The 17,779-nt window shown below is 63.4% G+C and carries 16 protein-coding genes; 13 read left to right on the forward strand and 3 right to left on the reverse strand.

Annotated elements, in window-relative coordinates:
* Positions 1-163 precede the first annotated feature (163 nt).
* The 3 genes from HH800_RS12250 (at position 164) to HH800_RS12260 (ending at position 5,587) form a co-directional block, all read left to right on the forward strand.
* The gene (locus tag HH800_RS12250; protein ID WP_169861242.1) at positions 164-322 is read left to right on the forward strand and encodes a hypothetical protein; all 159 of its coding nucleotides are present in this window, start codon (positions 164-166) and stop codon (positions 320-322) included.
* Positions 323-533: 211 nt separating this feature from the next.
* Entirely contained in the window at positions 534-4,568 is a 4,035-nt protein-coding gene (locus HH800_RS12255; RefSeq protein WP_169861243.1) for a hypothetical protein, read from the forward strand.
* Entirely contained in the window at positions 4,565-5,587 is a 1,023-nt protein-coding gene (locus tag HH800_RS12260; protein WP_169861244.1) for a hypothetical protein, read from the forward strand. Before HH800_RS12255 ends, HH800_RS12260 begins: the two co-directional genes overlap by 4 nt.
* Before the next feature lie 497 nt (positions 5,588-6,084).
* On the opposite strand, the gene HH800_RS12265 is transcribed toward HH800_RS12260, so the two are convergent.
* Complete coding sequence (locus HH800_RS12265; RefSeq protein WP_235682104.1) at positions 6,085-6,594, reverse strand: SOS response-associated peptidase family protein; 510 nt, start codon at positions 6,592-6,594, stop codon at positions 6,085-6,087.
* A 52-nt stretch (positions 6,595-6,646) separates the two neighbouring features.
* On the opposite strand from HH800_RS12265, the gene HH800_RS12270 reads away from it, so the two are divergent.
* Both HH800_RS12270 and HH800_RS12275 read left to right on the forward strand, forming a co-directional pair.
* A complete protein-coding gene (locus HH800_RS12270) occupies positions 6,647-7,234 on the forward strand; it encodes an SOS response-associated peptidase family protein (RefSeq protein WP_066043739.1) in 588 nt (195 codons plus the stop codon).
* A 74-nt stretch (positions 7,235-7,308) separates the two neighbouring features.
* Positions 7,309-7,551 carry a DUF6582 domain-containing protein gene (locus HH800_RS12275; protein WP_066043767.1) on the forward strand — a complete coding sequence of 81 codons (243 nt, stop codon included), beginning with the start codon at positions 7,309-7,311 and terminating at the stop codon, positions 7,549-7,551.
* A gap of 305 nt (positions 7,552-7,856) precedes the next feature.
* Here the strand turns inward: HH800_RS12275 and HH800_RS12280 are convergent, their stop codons facing one another.
* Complete coding sequence (locus tag HH800_RS12280; RefSeq protein WP_015063481.1) at positions 7,857-8,960, reverse strand: IS110 family transposase; 1,104 nt, start codon at positions 8,958-8,960, stop codon at positions 7,857-7,859.
* Between the two features lie 151 nt (positions 8,961-9,111).
* On the opposite strand from HH800_RS12280, the gene HH800_RS12285 reads away from it, so the two are divergent.
* The 8 genes from HH800_RS12285 (at position 9,112) to HH800_RS12320 (ending at position 17,189) form a co-directional block, all read left to right on the forward strand.
* Positions 9,112-9,888 (forward strand): ImuA family protein, encoded by a 777-nt coding sequence (locus HH800_RS12285; protein ID WP_169861245.1) that lies wholly within the window; start codon positions 9,112-9,114, stop codon positions 9,886-9,888.
* A 142-nt stretch (positions 9,889-10,030) separates the two neighbouring features.
* On the forward strand, positions 10,031-11,611 hold the full coding sequence (locus HH800_RS12290) for a DNA polymerase Y family protein (protein WP_235682105.1): 1,581 nt from the start codon (positions 10,031-10,033) through the stop codon (positions 11,609-11,611).
* Positions 11,611-14,871, forward strand: coding sequence for an error-prone DNA polymerase (locus HH800_RS12295; protein WP_066043744.1), 3,261 nt, complete (start codon positions 11,611-11,613; stop codon positions 14,869-14,871). Before HH800_RS12290 ends, HH800_RS12295 begins: the two co-directional genes overlap by 1 nt.
* Positions 14,858-15,145, forward strand: a complete 288-nt coding sequence (locus HH800_RS12300; protein WP_066043747.1) for a hypothetical protein — start codon at positions 14,858-14,860, stop codon at positions 15,143-15,145. The genes HH800_RS12295 and HH800_RS12300 overlap by 14 nt, the downstream gene beginning before the upstream one ends.
* A 57-nt stretch (positions 15,146-15,202) precedes the next feature.
* Positions 15,203-15,466 (forward strand): DksA/TraR family C4-type zinc finger protein, encoded by a 264-nt coding sequence (locus HH800_RS12305; protein ID WP_066043749.1) that lies wholly within the window; start codon positions 15,203-15,205, stop codon positions 15,464-15,466.
* A 10-nt stretch (positions 15,467-15,476) separates the two neighbouring features.
* Positions 15,477-15,887, forward strand: a complete 411-nt coding sequence (locus HH800_RS12310) for a thermonuclease family protein (protein ID WP_066043752.1) — start codon at positions 15,477-15,479, stop codon at positions 15,885-15,887.
* Between the two features lie 2 nt (positions 15,888-15,889).
* On the forward strand, positions 15,890-16,459 hold the full coding sequence (locus HH800_RS12315; protein ID WP_066043755.1) for an alpha-ketoglutarate-dependent dioxygenase AlkB: 570 nt from the start codon (positions 15,890-15,892) through the stop codon (positions 16,457-16,459).
* Between the two features lie 265 nt (positions 16,460-16,724).
* The gene (locus HH800_RS12320; protein ID WP_066043757.1) at positions 16,725-17,189 is read left to right on the forward strand and encodes an SRPBCC domain-containing protein; all 465 of its coding nucleotides are present in this window, start codon (positions 16,725-16,727) and stop codon (positions 17,187-17,189) included.
* A gap of 100 nt (positions 17,190-17,289) precedes the next feature.
* On the opposite strand, the gene HH800_RS29490 is transcribed toward HH800_RS12320, so the two are convergent.
* The gene (locus HH800_RS29490; RefSeq protein ID WP_328805867.1) at positions 17,290-17,658 is read right to left on the reverse strand and encodes a type IV toxin-antitoxin system AbiEi family antitoxin domain-containing protein; all 369 of its coding nucleotides are present in this window, start codon (positions 17,656-17,658) and stop codon (positions 17,290-17,292) included.
* Between the last annotated feature and the right edge of the window lie 121 nt (positions 17,659-17,779).

The following is a 17,779-nucleotide window of genomic DNA, read 5'->3' on the forward strand; positions in this document are numbered from 1 at the left end:
CGACTGGAGCGTCGTTCGATCGCTTCGCCTTCAGAGTTCGAAGAAACGTTTTCTTCGGGCTACCCATTCTAACGGACATGGTCGACCTCCTTAGGCGTGAGGCGACTGGAACATAAATCGAACAGAAAGCCAACCCCTTTTACCAGCGGCGGTCCTCGCACCCGTGGCAGCGGTCGTTCTCGTCGGCTGGCTGTCCAACGTGCTGACCGTCCTCAACCAAGTCGGTGCGACGGTGATCGCGACCGACGTGATCCGCTTCGCGCTCCCCGTTTCATTTGCGGTCTCGACTGTGCAACTCTATCGCGCCCTCAGCAGCGGCTAGACCCAGAATCGATCGGTCATCCGAGCACTACTTCCCAAGCCTCGATGGAATAACTACGCCCTTGGCAGATCCGCTGGGCCCAAAAAGGATCTCACCTCGAGGGGTCTATCACGCATTGGCTAAGCCAAAATGGAATGGCAGATTGCCTCCATGAGATTTTTAGACGCGAGTTCAATCCTTTTCGCCGCGAATGGTCGCTGGGGCTACCTGCATGACTGACGGCGAATCCGCTGGCAGCGATGACGCTGGATCGGGAGCCTATTCCCTCGCGGGGTACGATTACCAAGTGGATGTGTCGGTATGGCTCGCGCTCGACCTCTTGCTCGCCAACAAGATAGCGCAGTCGATTGAACTTGAGCCCGCGAGCGAAGAGGACCTAGAGGCGGAGCTGATCGAGCCAGAACCGGGCCGCCTTGTGACGACGGTCGCTGGCGACGGCTATAAGCTTGTCGTTCAGGCCAAGCTGCGCGGCGGAGATGCGTGGACTGTCCCAAGCGTCAATGCGCTGCTGAAGCATGGCGGCATTCGGAGATTGTCGGCCGCAAGACGCCTCGCCGATGCAAACGTCAGGTACCTTCTTATTACCAGCGCGGGGCTTAACGGCGATACCCGCGGTCTGCGTGTCGGCCGCCCGGGAAGTTGGCCGAAACCGGCCGGCATGCCAACTTCGATAGTATCTAGCCTTCCCGGAAATGCTGCTGGGCGCGTCGGTATAATTGCGAGCATGGACGAGGACCGGCTCGTCGGTGAGATCAAGCGTCTGCTCATCGAGCGCTTTGGAGTTCCCAATTCTCGCTGGATCGAATGCCTGCATCGGCTGCGTGAGGAAGCCCGTATGCGCGTTCGCCGCGTCGGTGCTGGACGTTGGCAGCGAGACGAAGTTGCCCACGTCATTCGTGCGCACGATGGATATCTTGCGACCTCGCCTCAGCTGGAAAACTATGTCTATCCCAAGAACTGGGCGGCGCTGCGTGACGCGATGGGCTCGCCCCGATATGCCGCGGTGATCATCGGACAGTCAGGAACGGGCAAGACCCTCGCGACGCGTAAGCTCTACGAGGAGCTGCGCGCCGAGAATCCCGGCATGGCATCAAAGCCGATCCGGCAAGGACCGCAACAACTTCGCGACGACAAGACCGATCCTCCCGTCCTTTACGACATCGAGGATCCGTGGGGCCGTTTCGATTTCGAGCCGGCCAGCCGGCCTTGGAACGATCAGCTTGCCCGCTTTCTTGCCGGCGCCACACATGATCGCCGTATCGTCGTCACTACCCGACGCGACGTGGGTGTATCGGCAGGCGTCCTCAGTACCATCGAGCCGTGGTTAGTGCCGCTCGAGGTCGAGCACTACGGCCCGAATGAGCGCAGCAAGCTCTATCGAACCCGGATCGGCACGCTGCCTCGCGATGTGCAAACGCTCGCCGCCGATGCCGAAAAGCAGGTGCTCGACGAGCTCGCCTCACCGCTCGAGATCGAGAAGTTTTTCGATGCCATGCGAACATCAGGCCGACCCGAGCCCAATAATGGCGGTGGGTTCATCAAAGCGGCGATGGCTCGCGCGCACGAGGAGTCGATTGAGCTAACGGTCGTCGAGCAGATTCGGGAACGGAAAGACGTCGCAGCCGCAGCCGTGATTTGGGGGCTCCTGAAGGCGAGCGAGAAGCTGTCGATCCGGGCCGTTCGATCGCTGGAAGTCGATCTGGCGGAACGCAGCGACCGGTTCGACCACGGCGTGCAACCCCTTATCGATTTCTTCGCGGCCGCACGCAATCTGCGCGTCGGCGAAGGCGATGCGACCTATTATCATCCTCGAGTGGAGGCCGGCATTCAGGCAGCGCTGAAGCGCGATCCCGTTCCTGCGGCCGTCGGACTTCGGACGCTGATTGACGTGTTGACGGATCCAGACGGCCCTGGGGCTGCCTGGGGGTCGGGGATCGCGGCACGTATCCTCGAAGCGACAGGTCGCGTGGAGGAGTTGGCTGTATCGGCGAAACCTGCCGCGCAAAAAGCGATCGACACCTGGATCGATCAACAGTTCTCAGATCCCGCTACGCGCATTCCTGAACATTTTCGGATCGCAGCGGCGGTCGGATCGGAGGAGTCGGTCGGCGCGGAATTCGCGCGATACATCAACCATCGGCCCGACAGATCCTTCGCCAACCTGATGCACTGGAGTTCGCCGGGGCACGGCCAGGATTGGTACGATCGAATGGCTCACGAACCGCAGATGCCGACGATTGCGACACGGTTCGTCCGCGAGATGCTGCCGAATGATCGAACCGACTACGGTTCCGCGCTCGTGGCCGATCTCGAGCGCCTCGCGCCCGATCTGACCCCAGTTTATCTCGAGGCGACCGCCGGGATCGTTCGAAATGGATTTGACCCGGTCGTCGACACGTTGGCCGAGGGAGCTTTGCGCGATCTCGACGGGTTCGAAACCATCGTTGACGCCGCTGTCGCTGAGCTTGCGCCCACACCGAGCGATCCCGAGATGGACCGCAAGGAACGCCTCGCCTACATCAACAGCGTCTATTCCGATGAATATATGGAACATCTCGCCGACCAGGGCGACGGACACACTGCCCAGCAACTCCTGCGCGCCTATGTCGATAAGGTGCGTGAGGTCAAAGGCTGGCAGCGGCTAGCACAGCATCCGCAGGCTGAAGCGCTTCAGGCTGACTGGATGCGATCGCTCGCGGCCGACGCCCGCAAAGGAACTCCGCCCAGCTCAGAGGAGCTTGGTGGTGCCTGGTCGATCGTCCGGGACGGCGAGAACGAAGATGCGATCTGGCACGCGCTTCGTCATCATTGGGACGATACCTATCATGATCGTCTCACCGAACGAATCCGGAGAGGGCTCGACGACAGAGATGTCAGGACGGCGGCGCTGTCGTGTTTGATTGCCCATCACCGGGAACAGTTGCCGCAAATTCTCGACGGCCTGATCGCTGCCGGTGAACAGGAGCGAGCGGTCGAACTCGCGATCGATCTCGGCCACATCCTAGCTCAACACGCCAGGAGCGGGCATTTTCTTGAGCCGGACGAAGACGCTCCGAACCCGGAAGAAGATGAAGTCAACGCCGCCAGGAACCTACTGCCTGCGGAATACGCCGCTATCGCATACGCCGCCCGCGCGCTGCGAAGCAATGCGGCCGAGATCGTTCCGCTCCCGCCAGCAGCGGCAGCGTTGCTAGCAGCTACGCCCGGAACACGCCCCGACGTTCGGCGGCTGCGGATCAAGCAACACGCGGTGTTGGGAGCCAATGTCGCGGCAGACATTGAGGCAACGCTTTCTGAAGCCAAGGTCACCTGGGAGGATGCGCACCCGTGTGCCGAGGCGATAGCCGCCGCAATCGCGCTCGGCCTCAATTCCATCGTCGAAGACGCGCTTGATCACATGTTCGCCGACGTCGTCGCCCCCGCGCTCAAGGCGGTCGGCGATCCCTTGGAAGCCCCACTTCCTGCGGGTTTGCTCGAACTGGCAAAGGCAGAGGGGAGTCCGGTTCGGAAGGCTCTGGTGGCTCTTTTGGTTGCAAAGCCCCATCCCGACCATGTTCCGACCCTGATGTCGCTGGCACATGACCAGTGGTCTGCTTCCTATCGGCGATACGAGGAGGATGATCACTTCCCAATCGCCCACCAGGCGATTGCCGCGCTTGCGGCACTGCCAAGCCTGCCAGACGATAATCTTGAACGTCTCGACACGCTCGGGATCGAGACCACCGATCCAAAACTCCGCTACGACGTCTTTGAACTCCTCGTCACGCATGGGGGGCGTGCGATGCAGGAGCGCCTGCTAGATCGCGCCTGCTCGCCCGGTCGCCCGGCTGTACGACGCGCAGCTGCCCATGCCCTCGTCTTCAAATCGGAGAGCCTAGATGCGGCCGTTGTCGCCGACATCGACGCGACGACAGTCGCGACCCGTATGCCGAGCGTCGCCGCTTCGCTCGTGCTTGTCGCCGCCTGTCGTGGCCGGAGCGAATTCGTGATCGAGCTCGCACAGTATCTGGCGGCGCGCCCGAAGCGGCGCGTACTCGTCCTCCTTGCGATCTGGCTAACCCGCGAAGAGCGTCCGGAAGTGGCTGAGGCGTTGGAGGCGCTCCTTCCCACATGCCATGCAGCGATCGCCTGGCTTCGGAGCGGCCCCGAGACGACTGCCCAGGATGAGCTCGTCAAGGATCTGGGCGATCCGGCGGTCTGCCAAGAGGTCCTGCGCTGGCTCAACCCCAAGGAGCCAAAGGCGTGAAAAAGCCCTTCGACCTGTTGCGTGAGGTCGCCCGGTTCGGCGCGAGCCAAGGGGTTTCGCTCAATGATCCCGCTATGCCGGCAGCGTTCGGCTTGCATGTCGATGACTCGATGAAGCAGGCGATGTCGGATCCGGCCTTTCTCCAGGGTCTCCGCGCCGAGGCCATGTTCGAAAACCTCGTGACGAGCCTGGGCGAGGTCATGATGATCAAGCCCGAAGACACTGGTCCACTCCAATCCGCGGTGCCCATGCAAGCACCCGATTTCCGTATCGTGCTGAAGGACGGGTCGAACTGGCTCGTTGAGGTCAAGAATGTTTACGTACAGAACGCCTTTCGCCAGCGCCGCAAGATCCTGAGCCGGAATTATCGGCGCGGGCTCAACAACTATTCGCAGGCGACCGGCGGGACGTTGAAACTGGCTGTTTTCTGGGCTCGGTGGTCGATCTGGACGTTAATTGACCCCGAGCGCCTCGCTCCCGGTGACCAGGACCTGACGCTCGACATGATGGAAGCGGTCAAAGCCAGTGAGATGGCAGCGGTTGGCGATCAGACCCTTGCGCTGCGGGCACCGCTAACGCTGCGACTGACGATGGATCCGGATCGCACCAGCGAGATCGGAGAGGACGGTCGCGTGCTGGTAACGATTGGCAAAGCCCAGCTGTTCTGCGACGGCAAGGAACTCCTGCACCCGCACGATCAGCAGATCGCCTGGACAGTCATGAACTATAGTGATTGGGAAACACCGGACGCTCGGGCGAAGGTGGATGGAAACCGCCTTATCTCCATCGAGTTCGAGAGCAATCCGCCAGAGCTGAGCTATCAGGGCTTCGAGATGGCGGGAAGCCTCAGCCGGATGTTCGCTCACTATTATGCACAACGCACCATGTCCGGCGACGAGGTCGTTGATATCAACGTTCCCGTCCAGAGCGAATGGTTCGGATCGCTACGTGTCAGCACGGGTTTGGGACGGATGCCGCTTTGGCGCTTCCTCTTGCAACCCAACTACGAAGACTTCTAGCCCATGGAAAGCCACGCCAACAGCGGCTCGCTTCCGCGTGCTTCAATCCTGGAGCATAAGCGCTCGGACTGATTCGTCGCCGAGCATCCCCCAACCGTTTGGTCGCCGCCACCGCGTTCGCGCCGAGCGCCGGATGAGCCGTATCCTTTCCGTAGACCTGAAGCTGCGTGTATCGAAGAACAAAGGCATGGCCAGGCTTTAGTTAAACCACGAGCTCCTGCGCTTCGTCGGCCTCTCCGATTGAGCGGGCCATATCGGAGCTGATATTGTAGACGATTGGATTGCCCGTAAAAGGCCCGCCCGTAAGTCGCGCTATGCTGTATAAACTGCCTTCAGCCCCGTAACCGAGACCTCGAGCAAGGTCGCGCTCAGGCCTGCCTCGGCAATGCCGGATCAGGGATCACCAGACATTTCAGTTGCGATCGACGGACGGCAAGAAGATCATAGTCATCGCCACGGTTTCTCACAGCGGGCCGATGGTCAGGCGCGAGTGTCCGCTACAGCGGAAGCCGCGAACCCGAGGTTATGTCTTCGGTGATGAAGGTCCGCGCCGCCGGCGTCACGAGCAGATCCGCTTCCGGCAATTGGGCGTCGAGCCACTGCATCACCTGCCGCCGCTGGATGATCGCACCATGGCGCTCCTGATAACGCGCGACGTCTGGATTGGCGGCCACCGTGATGACGCGATAGCTGAGCGGCCAATCGGCCATCGCCGGCTCCCAGATGGCGGCGAGGTAGAAGTGGTTACCGCCGTCGAGCGTTACCCGATAGCGCTTCTCGCCGACGGTCATATGGAATTCGCTCGCCGGGATCAGACAGCGATTACTCGGGAAGGTCTGCCCCTCCGAGCGCGCGAAACGATAGGTGACCCCAGCGCTGAACCGCGGATCGGAACCCCAGGTCGCCTCCACCATTTCGATTTCGCTGGTATCGTCTGGGTTTCGCCGGATGATGGCACGACGGCTCCCCAGCGGAGCTTCCAAATCGAAGGGTGTTGGCGACTCCATAATGCAAGGAACATAATGGGAACGACGACGGATCGCAAGAAAGGCTGCCCGCGTGTGCAATGACTACCGGCTGGAGGTGGATGTCGCCTCGATCATCGAGGATTTCGACGACCTCAAGATCAAGATCAAGACGCCTGAGGGTGTTCCCAACCTCGCGCCGCGAGCGGATATCAAGATTACCGATACGGCGCCGATCGTGCGCACAGGTGCCAGCCGCCTGGAGGGCGAGCTCGTGCAGCGTCGATGGAGCTGGCCCGCGCCAAATAAAAAGCCGGTCTACAATTTTCGGTCAGACGGCCGTGAGTTCACCACTGGTCGCTGCCTGATCATCGCCGATGGCTTCTACGAGTTTACGACCCCCGACGATCCGAAAAAGAAGCGCAAGGACAAATGGTTGTTCACGAAGAAGGACGAGCCGTGGTTCTGCATTGCCGGAATCTGGCGGAGCAATCCGGACATTGGTGAAGCCTTCACGATGCTGACGATGGAGCCAGGCGCCGACATCGCGCCCTATCACGACCGCCAGATCGCGATCCTCGATCGCTCCGACTGGGCGAACTGGCTGGACCCTTCGGTGTCGGCGAAGGACATTCTAAAGACGCGCCCAGCAGGCAGCCTCAATGTCGAGCAGGTGGGGTAACTGGCGACGGCCCGATACGTCGGCCGAACCCGTAGCCTCTCTCAATCGTTGAGCGCCAGCATATGGAGGCCACGATGACCAAGCTCAGCACCGAAGACCGCGACGACCTGTCCAAGGGCTCATTCGCATTCCCGAAGCAGCGGAAGGAGCCGCTCGAGAACGCGAGCCACGTCCGCAACGCGGTCGCCCGATTCAACCAGGTGAAGGACGTGAGCGACGACGAGCGCGACGAAGCCTGGAAGCGGATTAAGGCGGCGGCGAAGAAGCACGGCGTGGAAATCAGCGAGAAATCTTGGCGCGAGGTCGCCAAACGCTAGGTCAGCATCATACCTCTCATGACCGTCATTTTGGAAGCGGAGCCGCACAGAACCTACACCAAAACTGAGGTCCGGTGTAATTGAAACTGATGATGCACCTGATGGGTGTGCCGCGAGCCGATCGACGACGATTGATCATGCTCTCATCCGCGGATTGACTACCGCATTTCCCATTTCCGTCGTGGGCCTTCCTCTCTCTAAGCACGGGCATCGGTCGAAACCTGCCCCAACGTACGCCGAGGGTTACCCATCTTGCCTGGTCTTCGCGGCACGCCCATCAGGTCCAATAACTTGAGATGCCGTCGTCATGCGGGCTGCATACGTCGCCCGATGTCCCAGACAAATCCCACCAATTCGCGAGCGATCGCCGTGATGACCTTCGGCAAGGGCTTCCCGGACGCAGCCAACATCCGGTAGCGCTGGCACAGTCGGACTTGTGCTTTCCAGGCGATGGCTTTGACTTCATCCGGCAGTCCCTCGACCCGGGCTCGATAGCGGCGTTCTTCCCGCGCTGGCAGTCGATAGGACCAGGCCGCCTCCACCAACATTGCTCGCGCTTCGCGGTTGCCGGTCTTCGTTATTGCGCCTCGGCGCGTCCGGGCACCACTCGACGCTTCAGACGGGACCAGCCCCAGCCAACCCATGAGCTGTTTTGGGGTATCGAACCGACCAAGGTCGCCTATTTCTGCAACTAAGGTGGCGGCGACAATCAAGCCGACACCCCGCAAGGCCTGCAGAGCCTGAACCAACGGCGCCAGCGACCAATAGGGCAATGCCTCCACCAGCATTGCATCCAGTCGGTCGCAGCGCTGCTGTGCTTCCTCGATCCGGCGGATGCTCTCGCCGAATACGAATTGCTGGTGAGGTGCATCAAACGCCTGCTCACCGAGCCAGCGCCAGTGCGCCTTGGTCCAATTGGATCGACCGGCGAACTTGCGCCCATGGCGCAGAAGGAAGCTCAACAACATCTGCCGGCCAGCAACCAAATCGTGTTTCGCCTGGCGTCGCCCACGAATCAGATCACGGATAGCCTCGTGTGCCTCGTCCGGGACCCAGATCGCCGTCAATTCACCAGACCGTAGCAATCGGGCGAGCGTCATCGCGTCACGTCGGTCGGTCTTTATCCGGTCCGCAGGTTTGCGCGGCATGACCGATGGCGCAATCACGCTACATTCCGCCCCCAGATCGACTAACTGACGATGAATTCCGTAGCCACAGCCGCCTGCTTCATAACAGAAATGCAGCGCGACATCCGGGCTGCTCAGTCGGGCCACCAGACGCCGGATCGAATCCTGCGTGTTGGGTATGGTCCCGTAGAACCGGATTTCTCCAGTCCGACCGTCATCGGCGAGCGCAACTGCAATCGTCTCTTTATGGACATCGAGACCGACAAACTTGCTGATCGACATTGTCCTTCTCCTTCCTGACAAGCTGAGCTTACGCCCCACCTGCCTCGAAGCGCGAGGCGAATGACGGTCATTGGGTCTAAGGATTCATACGCCTTGACGAATCCTCTGACTCACCGGAACATAAAGCGAACAAGTGAGTCGATGTTGCCCGATGTCCGCCCAACCGTCGTCCTTCGATCGGCCCTGCGCCGATCAGCTAGCCGCGCTCCGTGCGCAGCTCGCGCAGGCCCAAAGCCAGCGCGGACCGGTGCTGGCGTTCGGGATCGAGGCGCTCGATAGTCGGCTCGGGGCGGGCGGCATAGACGGCGCCGGCCTTCACGAAATCACCGCCGCATCGCCGACACTCGGCGACGATGCCGCCGCGACGTTGTTCGTCGCGGGTCTGGCGGCCCGGTTTGCCTCTGCGCCCGGTGCCAATGTCGCCTGGGCACTCACCCGCTTCGATCTCTACGCACCAGGCCTCGAACAGGCCGGGCTGCCGGCCGCCAAGCTGCTTTACCTGCAAGGCACAAACGAGACGATGGCACTCGCTCTCGCCGAGGATTCACTCCGTGACGGCAGTTTCGCCGTCGTGGTCGCCGAGGTGAAGGTCGCGGACCAGACCGCCACCCGACGGCTTCAGCTGGCAGCGGCGGATGGAGCCACGCCGATGTTGCTGCTCCGACGCTGGGCCAGGAGCAGCCGCGATCCGCTCGAACGTCCGTCCGCGGCGATGACGCGCTGGCGGGTTGGCTGCGCACCCTCGGTACCGTTGCCCGCGCCGGGCGTCGGGCGGGGCTGCTGGTCGGTCGAGCTGGTCCGGCAGCGGAACGGCAATCCCTTCTCTATTGTGCTGGAGGCTTGCGATGACACGGGTCGCCTCGCTCTACCTGCCCCAGCTCGCCATCGAGCGGCTGCGGCGGTCGGAGCGGCCAACCAGGCCGCTTGAGCCGGGCGCTGGTGCAGCGCCGCTCCCGTTACCGGTAGATGATGATCCCGGCGCCTGCTCGGTTCCGCGCGGCGGGGGTTGGCGCCCCGGCGCGCGCTGGGCCTGGGATGGCGGACTGAGCAAAGCCCAGGTCATTAGCCAAATGGCGCAACTGCCGGCCCACCAGCGTCCGCCTATGCGGATGCTGGGGCGCCGCTCTGAGCCGGTCGATCATCCCTTCAAGGCAATGCCGCCCGACGAGGGCGGGCGCGGCGCGGTGCCAATGCCCGTCATGGCTTTCCGGCATGACCGCCCGTCCGTTTTGATCGAGCGTGTCGGGCAGCGAGACCTGATACGCTCGGCGTGCCCAGTCGCGCTGTCGCTCGGCCTGACCCCGGGGATGGTGGCGGCGCACGCTCGGGCACTTGTCGCTGATCTCGACGTCCGGGATGCCGATCCGGATGGTGACAAGGCCTGGCTCGATCGGCTGGCGCTTCATGGCGTGACGCATTGGACGCCGACCGCAAGCGTGTCCGGCGGCGATGGCCTGTGGCTCGACCTTTCGGGGACGACCCATCTTTTCGGCGGTGAGGAGCGCTTTTGCCGCCGCCTGCTCCGCTTCCTGCAGCGGCTGGGCTTCACGGCGCGCGTCGCGATCGCCGGCACACCGGGTGCCGCGCACGCGCTGGCCCGCTATGGCGGCAGGGAAATCCTCATGCTCGATCCGGGCACGGAAGCGTCAGCGCTTGCCGAGTTGCCAGTTGCTGCGCTCCGGCTCGAAGCGGCGGCGCTGACGGCGGCGGCACGCTTCGGTCTGGAGCGGGTGGCGGATCTCATCCGGCTTCCGCGCGGTCCGATGGCAAAGCGGCTCGGCCTCGCGGCCGTCACCCGCCTTGACCAGGCGCTCGGCCATGTCGCCGAGCCAATCATCCCGGTGGTGCCGTTCGAGGCACCGCAAGTATCCCGTCGCCTGCTGGAGCCGATCGGAACGCCCGAGAGCATCACGCAAGTGATCGCCGATCTCGTCGATGACATGATCACAGTTCTTCGTGAGCGCGGCCTCGGCGTTCGCACCGCGCTGCTCCTGGCGGACCGGGTCGACGGCGAAGCCCAGCGGATCGTGATCGGCGCTTCGCGCGCAACGCGCGACGCAAAACACCTCAAGCGCATGTTCGGACTGAAGCTCGATCGGATGGAGCCCGGCCTCGGCATTGAGGCGATGCACCTGCTCGTGCCGCATAGCGAGCCGCTCGGCGCAAGCCCGGCAGGCTCGCTCATCGAGTCTGATGCAGCCGTGACGGACCTCGCACCAGCGATCGATCAGCTTGTCGGTCGGGCCGGCGCCGCCTCCGTGTTTCGCGTAGCCCCGAATGAAAGCGACGTTCCCGAACGCGCCTTTCGCCGCGTCGGTCCGCTAGACGAACCGGGTTGTTGGCCGCGTTGGAAGCGGCCGGTTCGGGTGCTGCGTCGGCCGGAGCATCTGACGCATGTCGTGGCGCTGCTCCCCGACCATGCACCGCGGCGCTTCACCTGGCGCGGCCAAGCCTACCGCGTAACCGCCGGCGATGGTCCCGAGCGGGTCCATGGCGAATGGTGGCGGACCGACACCGAGTTGTGGGCGGTGCGCGACTATTTCCGGGTGGAGGTTGAGAGCGGCGAGCGATTCTGGCTGTTCCGGCGCGGTGACGGCGTTGAGCCGGAGACTGGCGACTTGAGCTGGTACATCCATGGGATGTTCGGCTGATGACGTCCTATGTCGAACTTCAGGTGACGAGCCATTTCTCGTTCCTGCGCGGAGCGAGTTCGCCGGAAGAGCTGTTCGCGGCGGCGGCGCTCCAGGGCCATAGGGCGCTCGGGCTCGCCGACTGGGGCAGTGTTGCCGGCGTGGTGCGCGGATGGGACGGCCAGAAAACCACCGGCGTGCGCATGATTCCCGGCGCTCGCGTCCATGCGACCGAGGGGCACGACCTTTTGCTCTACCCGCAGGATCGTGCCGCCTGGAGTCGGCTGACCCGCCTGCTGTCGATCGGCAAGGCACGCGGCGGCAAGGGTTTCTGCATCCTCGATTGGGCCGACATCGTCCATCACGCCGAAGGGCTGGTGGCCATCCTGCTGCCCGATCTCCCGGACGCAACGACCGCGCGCCAGCTCAGCGATGTATCGGCGACGTTCGGGCACCGCTGCTATTGCGCGCTGTCGTTCCGCCGCCGGCCGGACGATGCCATCCGACTGCATGAACTGGCCGCCTTGGCGGGCCGGCATCGCGTCCGGGCTGTCGCGACCGGGGATGTGCTCTACCATAGCCCGGAGGTGCGGCCGCTGCAGGACGTGGTGACGGCGATCCGGGAGAGGACGACGGTCGACGCGCTCGGCTATCGTCGCGAACGCTTCATGGATCGCCATTTGAAGACGCCCGAGGAAATGGAGCGCCGATTCAGGGCCTTCCCTGACGCGATCCGGGCCAGCGCCGACATTGCCCGCACCTGCGCCTTCGACCTGGGGGAGATCCAGTACCAATATCCCTATGAGCAGGTGATCGCCGGCCGCACGGCGCAGGAAGCACTGGCGGAGATGACGGAGCTCGCCGCCGCGGCGATGTTCCCGGATGGGGTGCCACAGCGCTATCACCACCAAATCAGCCACGAACTGCAGCTGATCGAGCAGCTCGGTTACGCCCCCTATTTTCTGACGGTCAATTCGATCGTCGCCGAGAGCCGCCGGCGCGGCATTCTCTGCCAGGGGCGCGGCTCGGCCGCCAATAGCTGCGTCTGCTATTTGCTCGGCATCACGTCGATCGATCCGATTCAGCATGAGCTGCTGTTCGAGCGGTTCGTCTCGGGGGAGCGCAAGGAGCCCCCCGATATCGACGTCGATTTCGAGCACGAGCGGCGCGAGGAGATCATCCAGTGGATCTACGAGACCTATGGGCGTGATCGCTCGGCGCTGACCGCTGTCGTTACCCGCTACCGCACGCGCGGCGCGGTGGCGGAAGTCGGCAAGGCGCTGGGGTTGCCGCGCGATCTCACCAAGATGCTGACCGGCCTCGTCTGGGGCTGGTCGATGGACGGGATCAGCGACGAACAGATCGAGAGCCTCAACCTCAACGCCCAGGATCATCGGCTCAAGCTGACGCTCCGGCTTGCGCGGCAACTGATCGGCACCCCCCGGCATCTGTCGCAGCACCCGGGCGGGTTCGTGCTGACCCAGGATCGGCTCGACGATCTCGTGCCGATCGAGCCGGCGCGGATGGAAGACCGGCAGATCATCGAGTGGGATAAGGACGATATCGACGCGCTCAAGTTCATGAAGGTCGACGTGCTGGGCCTGGGCATGCTCGGCTGCATGAACCGCGCTTTCAACCTGCTGGAGCAGGACAAGGGTATCAAGATCAGCATGGCGGACCTGCAGGACGATGATCCGGAGGTCTACAAGATGATCCAGCGCGCCGACACGCTTGGCGTCTTCCAGATCGAGAGCCGGGCCCAGATGTCGATGCTTCCGCGCATGAAACCCAAGGAATTCTACGATCTGGTGATCGAGGTCGCGATCGTGCGTCCCGGCCCGATCCAGGGCGACATGGTCCATCCTTACCTCCGGCGCCGCGAGGGCAAGGAAAAACCCGAGTATCCGAAGCCCGAGTTACGTGCCGTGCTGGAGAAGACGCTGGGCGTCCCGCTCTTCCAGGAGCAGGCGATGAAGGTCGCGATCGTCGGCGCCGGCTTCACGGCTGTCGAAGCCGATCAGCTCCGCCGCGCCATGGCGACGTTCAAGCTGACCGGCGGCGTCAGCCATTTCTACGACAAGCTGGTCGGCGGCATGATCGACCGCGGCTATCCGAAAGACTTCGCCGAGCGGACGTTCAAGCAGATCGAGGGCTTCGGAAGCTACGGCTTTCCGGAGAGCCATGCCGCGAGCTTCGCGAAGATCGCTTATGCCAGCTGCTGGGTGAAGCATCACCACCCGGACGTGTTCTGCGCGGCGCTGCTCAACGCCCAGCCCATGGGCTTCTACGCCCCCGCGCAGATCGTGCAGGATGCCCGTAAGCACGGCGTCGAGGTCCGGCCGGTTTCGATCAACCACAGCCATTGGGATTGTACGTTGGAGCCGACCAAGGGCCGCTTCATGGCGGTCCGCCTCGGGTTTCGGCAGGTACGCGGGCTCGCCAATATTCATGGCGCGCAGATCGCCGTGGCGCGAGGTGACACGCCTTATGCCAGCGTGGAGGAAGTCTGGCGCCGCGCGGACGTGCCGCGCGTGGCGATCGAGCGGCTGGCCGAAGCCGACGCGTTCCACTGCATTGCCGAGGATCGCCGCCAAGGCCTGTGGAAGGTGAAGGGGCTCGGCGAAGCCCCGTTGCCGCTGTTTGCCGCGGCCGACGCGCGAGAGGCGGGCTTTTCACCCGAAGGCGTCGAGCCCACCGTGACGCTGGCGCCACTGACCGCCGGGAGCGAGGTCGTCGAAGATTATCGCTCGCTGCAGCTGTCGCTGCGCGGACATCCGATGAGCTTCCTACGTGGCGAACTGGACACGATGGGTATCGTTCGATGCGCCGATCTCGCCACCATCCGCGACGGTCGCAATATCGAGGTGGCCGGCGTCATCCTTGTTCGCCAGCGGCCCGGCTCGGCGAAGGGCGTCCTCTTCATCACGATCGAGGATGAGACCGGCATCGCCAACGGCATCCTCTGGCCCGACAGGTTCGAGATTTACCGCCGTCAGGTCATGTCGGCATCGATGATCGCCATGCGCGGGCGGCTGCAAAAGGAAGGCGAGGTCATCCACATCATCTGCGATCGCATCACCGATCATGACGACATGCTACGCTCGATCGGCCGCACAAACTTCGCAGTCGCGCCGGGTCGCGGTGATGGCGCCCACAATGGCGGCGGACCCGACCCACGCGATCCGAGCTTCCCGCGCGGACGCACGCTGGCCTCGCCTCCGTCCGGCACGGTTCAGGAGCAAGAAGAGATCCTCCGCATCCGCAGCCATGACTTCCATTGAGGCGAGCGCCCGCGCGACCGGGACCATCGAACGCGCCGTCAACGTCCTGCGCGAGGCCACGGCCATCAAGGGTAAGGTCCAGACACGCGGCGTCGGGCTCGCGCTCTGGGTGCTGCGGGGACGCTGTCCCGACGAATGGCTGGTCGCGTTCTGGGACGCGGCCGGGTCGAACCACGAGATCGGCCGAAGTCAGGGCTTGCACGCTGCCTATAACGGCATCGTGCGCCAACTCCGTTGCAGCGGCGCGCTGGCCGACCCCACGAGGATGAAATGATGCTCCCACCTACCTATATTGGAGCCTTAACAGACACTTCCGCAGGAATGAGTACGCATGGCCAACGGCTGGGCGCCCGATGGCGCCGTTCAGGAGCAGATCGAAGACAGCGTGAAGGACGCGCTGGCCAGCGCCCTCGCGCGCATGCCCTCGGGCGCTGGCCTGGCCGAATGCGAAGAATGCGGCGAGCCGATCCCGGAAGCGCGCCGCCGCGCGCTGCCGGGTGCGCGCACATGCGTCGGCTGCCAGTCTCTTCGCGACAAGCGTCCGAGTTATTCGGGGATCAACCGGCGCGGCAGCAAGGACAGCCAGCTGCGCTGATCGGACGTTCATGAACCGCCTGCACCTTATCGCCGCGGCGGGCTTCCTCGCCTGCGCCTGGTCCGCGCCTGCACTCGCCGACCCGTGCGAGGGGGCGTTGCCCGCCAAGGCGACCACCTTCGCCGGTGTCGTCCGCTATGTCGGTGACGGCGACGGCCTTTGCGTCGGTCCAGCCGGCCGGCCGGATCGCTGGATCGAGGTTCGGCTTGCCGACTTCTATGCGCCTGAGTTGCACGACGCAGGCGGCCGCGAAGCCAAACGGCGGCTGGAGCGGCTTGTGATCGGCAAGCCCCTGGTCTGCCGCGCAGGGCGGCGCAGCTACGACCGCGTGATCGGCGCCTGCACGCTTGGCGGTCGCCCGCTCGGCACCCTGTTACGTGAAGCCGGCGGCATCGAAGGCGGACGGGGCTGGCACAGGTGACGATGATGGCCGACCTGTTCGATGCCCCGCTCGTTCCGGGGCTGGCCACGCGGCCAGCGATCGTATCGGCCGCGGAAGAGGCTTCCCTCATTGCCAAGATCGATGCCGAGGGCCTCAGCCCATTCCGGTTTCAGCAATGGACCGGCAAGCGCCTGACCCGGTCGTTCGGCTGGAGCTATGATTTCGAGAGCGGGCGGTTCACGCCCACCGATCCCCTGCCGGACTGGCTTGAGCCAGTGAAGGCGCGGGCTGCCGCCTTCGCCGGCCTCGCGCCCGATCAGCTCGTCCAGGCCTTGTTGATACGCTACGATCCCGGTGCAGGCATCGGCTGGCACAAGGACCGGCCGGTGTTCGAGCATGTCATCGGCATCTCACTCGGCCACGGCGCCACGCTGCGGTTGCGCCAGCGGACCGCCGACGGGTTCGCGCGCGCTAAAGCCGAGCTTGCGCCTCGGTCGATTTATCATCTTGCCGGCGAGGTTCGCCATCAATGGGAGCACAGCATTGCACCGATGGAGGTGCCGCGCTGGTCGATCACCTTCCGCAGCCTGCGCGATGGAGACGCACCATAATCCTTTTTCCAGAGCGACTTGGCGAATTGAATCTGGGGACGGCAACCCTACATCACGCCTATCGTTCAACAACGGAAAGGAGGTGGTCGAATGTCTCATTGTCCAACGCCGACTGCGGCGACTGAAGTGAGCATGGCCTCCACCGCGGGGGTCCGGCTCGTCTGAGTTGGCCGCGAAGGCAAGACAATGGAAGGGCCGTCCCGTAAGGGGCGGCCTTTCGTTTTTGGGTTGGTCGCCATGCCACGCTCCTCTTATTCAGATCCGGATGATCGAATCCGCCACCCATTCAGCAGCCCGCACCATCCTGGCATCGCCTCGGGCGATCTATCGCGCCTTCCTCGATCCTGAGACCGTTGGTTCCTGGCGGCCGCCGAAGGGAATGAGCGCCAAGATCTTTCATTTCGATCCGCGAACGGGTGGCGGCTATCGGATGGCGTTCATCTACGACGATGCCGAGACCGGAAAAGGCAAGTCGACTGCTGACGCTGATATCTTCGAAGGGCGGTTCGTCGAGCTGGTTCCGGAAGAGAAGATCGTCGAGGCAGTGACCTTCGAGAGCGCGGATCCGGCGTTCGGCGGCACGATGACGATTACCACCCGGCTCACGCCCGTGCGCGACGGCACGAAGGTCACGTTTGTCGCCGAGAATGTACCGGCCGGAATCAGCGAGGCAGACCATAAAGCCGGCATGGAGTCGACGCTGAAGAACCTCGCCAACCTGCTTGAGTGAAACCACGGTGACGCGGAGTTCTTTCGACATGGTGGTGCTTCTCGATCTAGAAGCCTCCTCGCTCGCTGAGCGCATCTGGGGGTCGAGGTTGGTTGAGCGTTCATGGATTGGATCCGGCGCTATACCGCCCGTGCCCTACGCGTACGAGCAGGCCTTCGTCGCACATCGGGGAGAGGTAGCAGCGAGGTACGCCAATGCTGGCAAGATCCTTCGTCCGAACCACCCCTCGTCGCCGGGCAAGTGCGACCGCGCGTTCTCTCAACGAAGGTTGAGGACCGCCCTCCGATCTGACCCGTTCAGCCCTATCGCGTTCGCGCTTCCGAATGCCACCTGTAGGCTGTCGGGGAGCCGGAAGCGGCGAATCGGAGGCAAAAACGGTGGCTTCGTCGGACTGTGTAAATAAGGATCTGCTTGCTGAAGCACGGAAGCGTGATAGGGTTTTCCTCGCCTCGTCGGATGCGAAAAGCAAAATTGTTTTAGACGTATCCTGAGATGGGAGCCACTATTTCAGCCCTTGGCAAGGCCGGGCTGGCTCCAGACAATCCGAAATTCAGCGCATCGCACGATTGCGGCGCTCGCCAACCATGGCT

The organism is Sphingobium yanoikuyae (genome assembly GCF_013001025.1).
Classification (GTDB): domain Bacteria; phylum Pseudomonadota; class Alphaproteobacteria; order Sphingomonadales; family Sphingomonadaceae; genus Sphingobium; species Sphingobium yanoikuyae_A.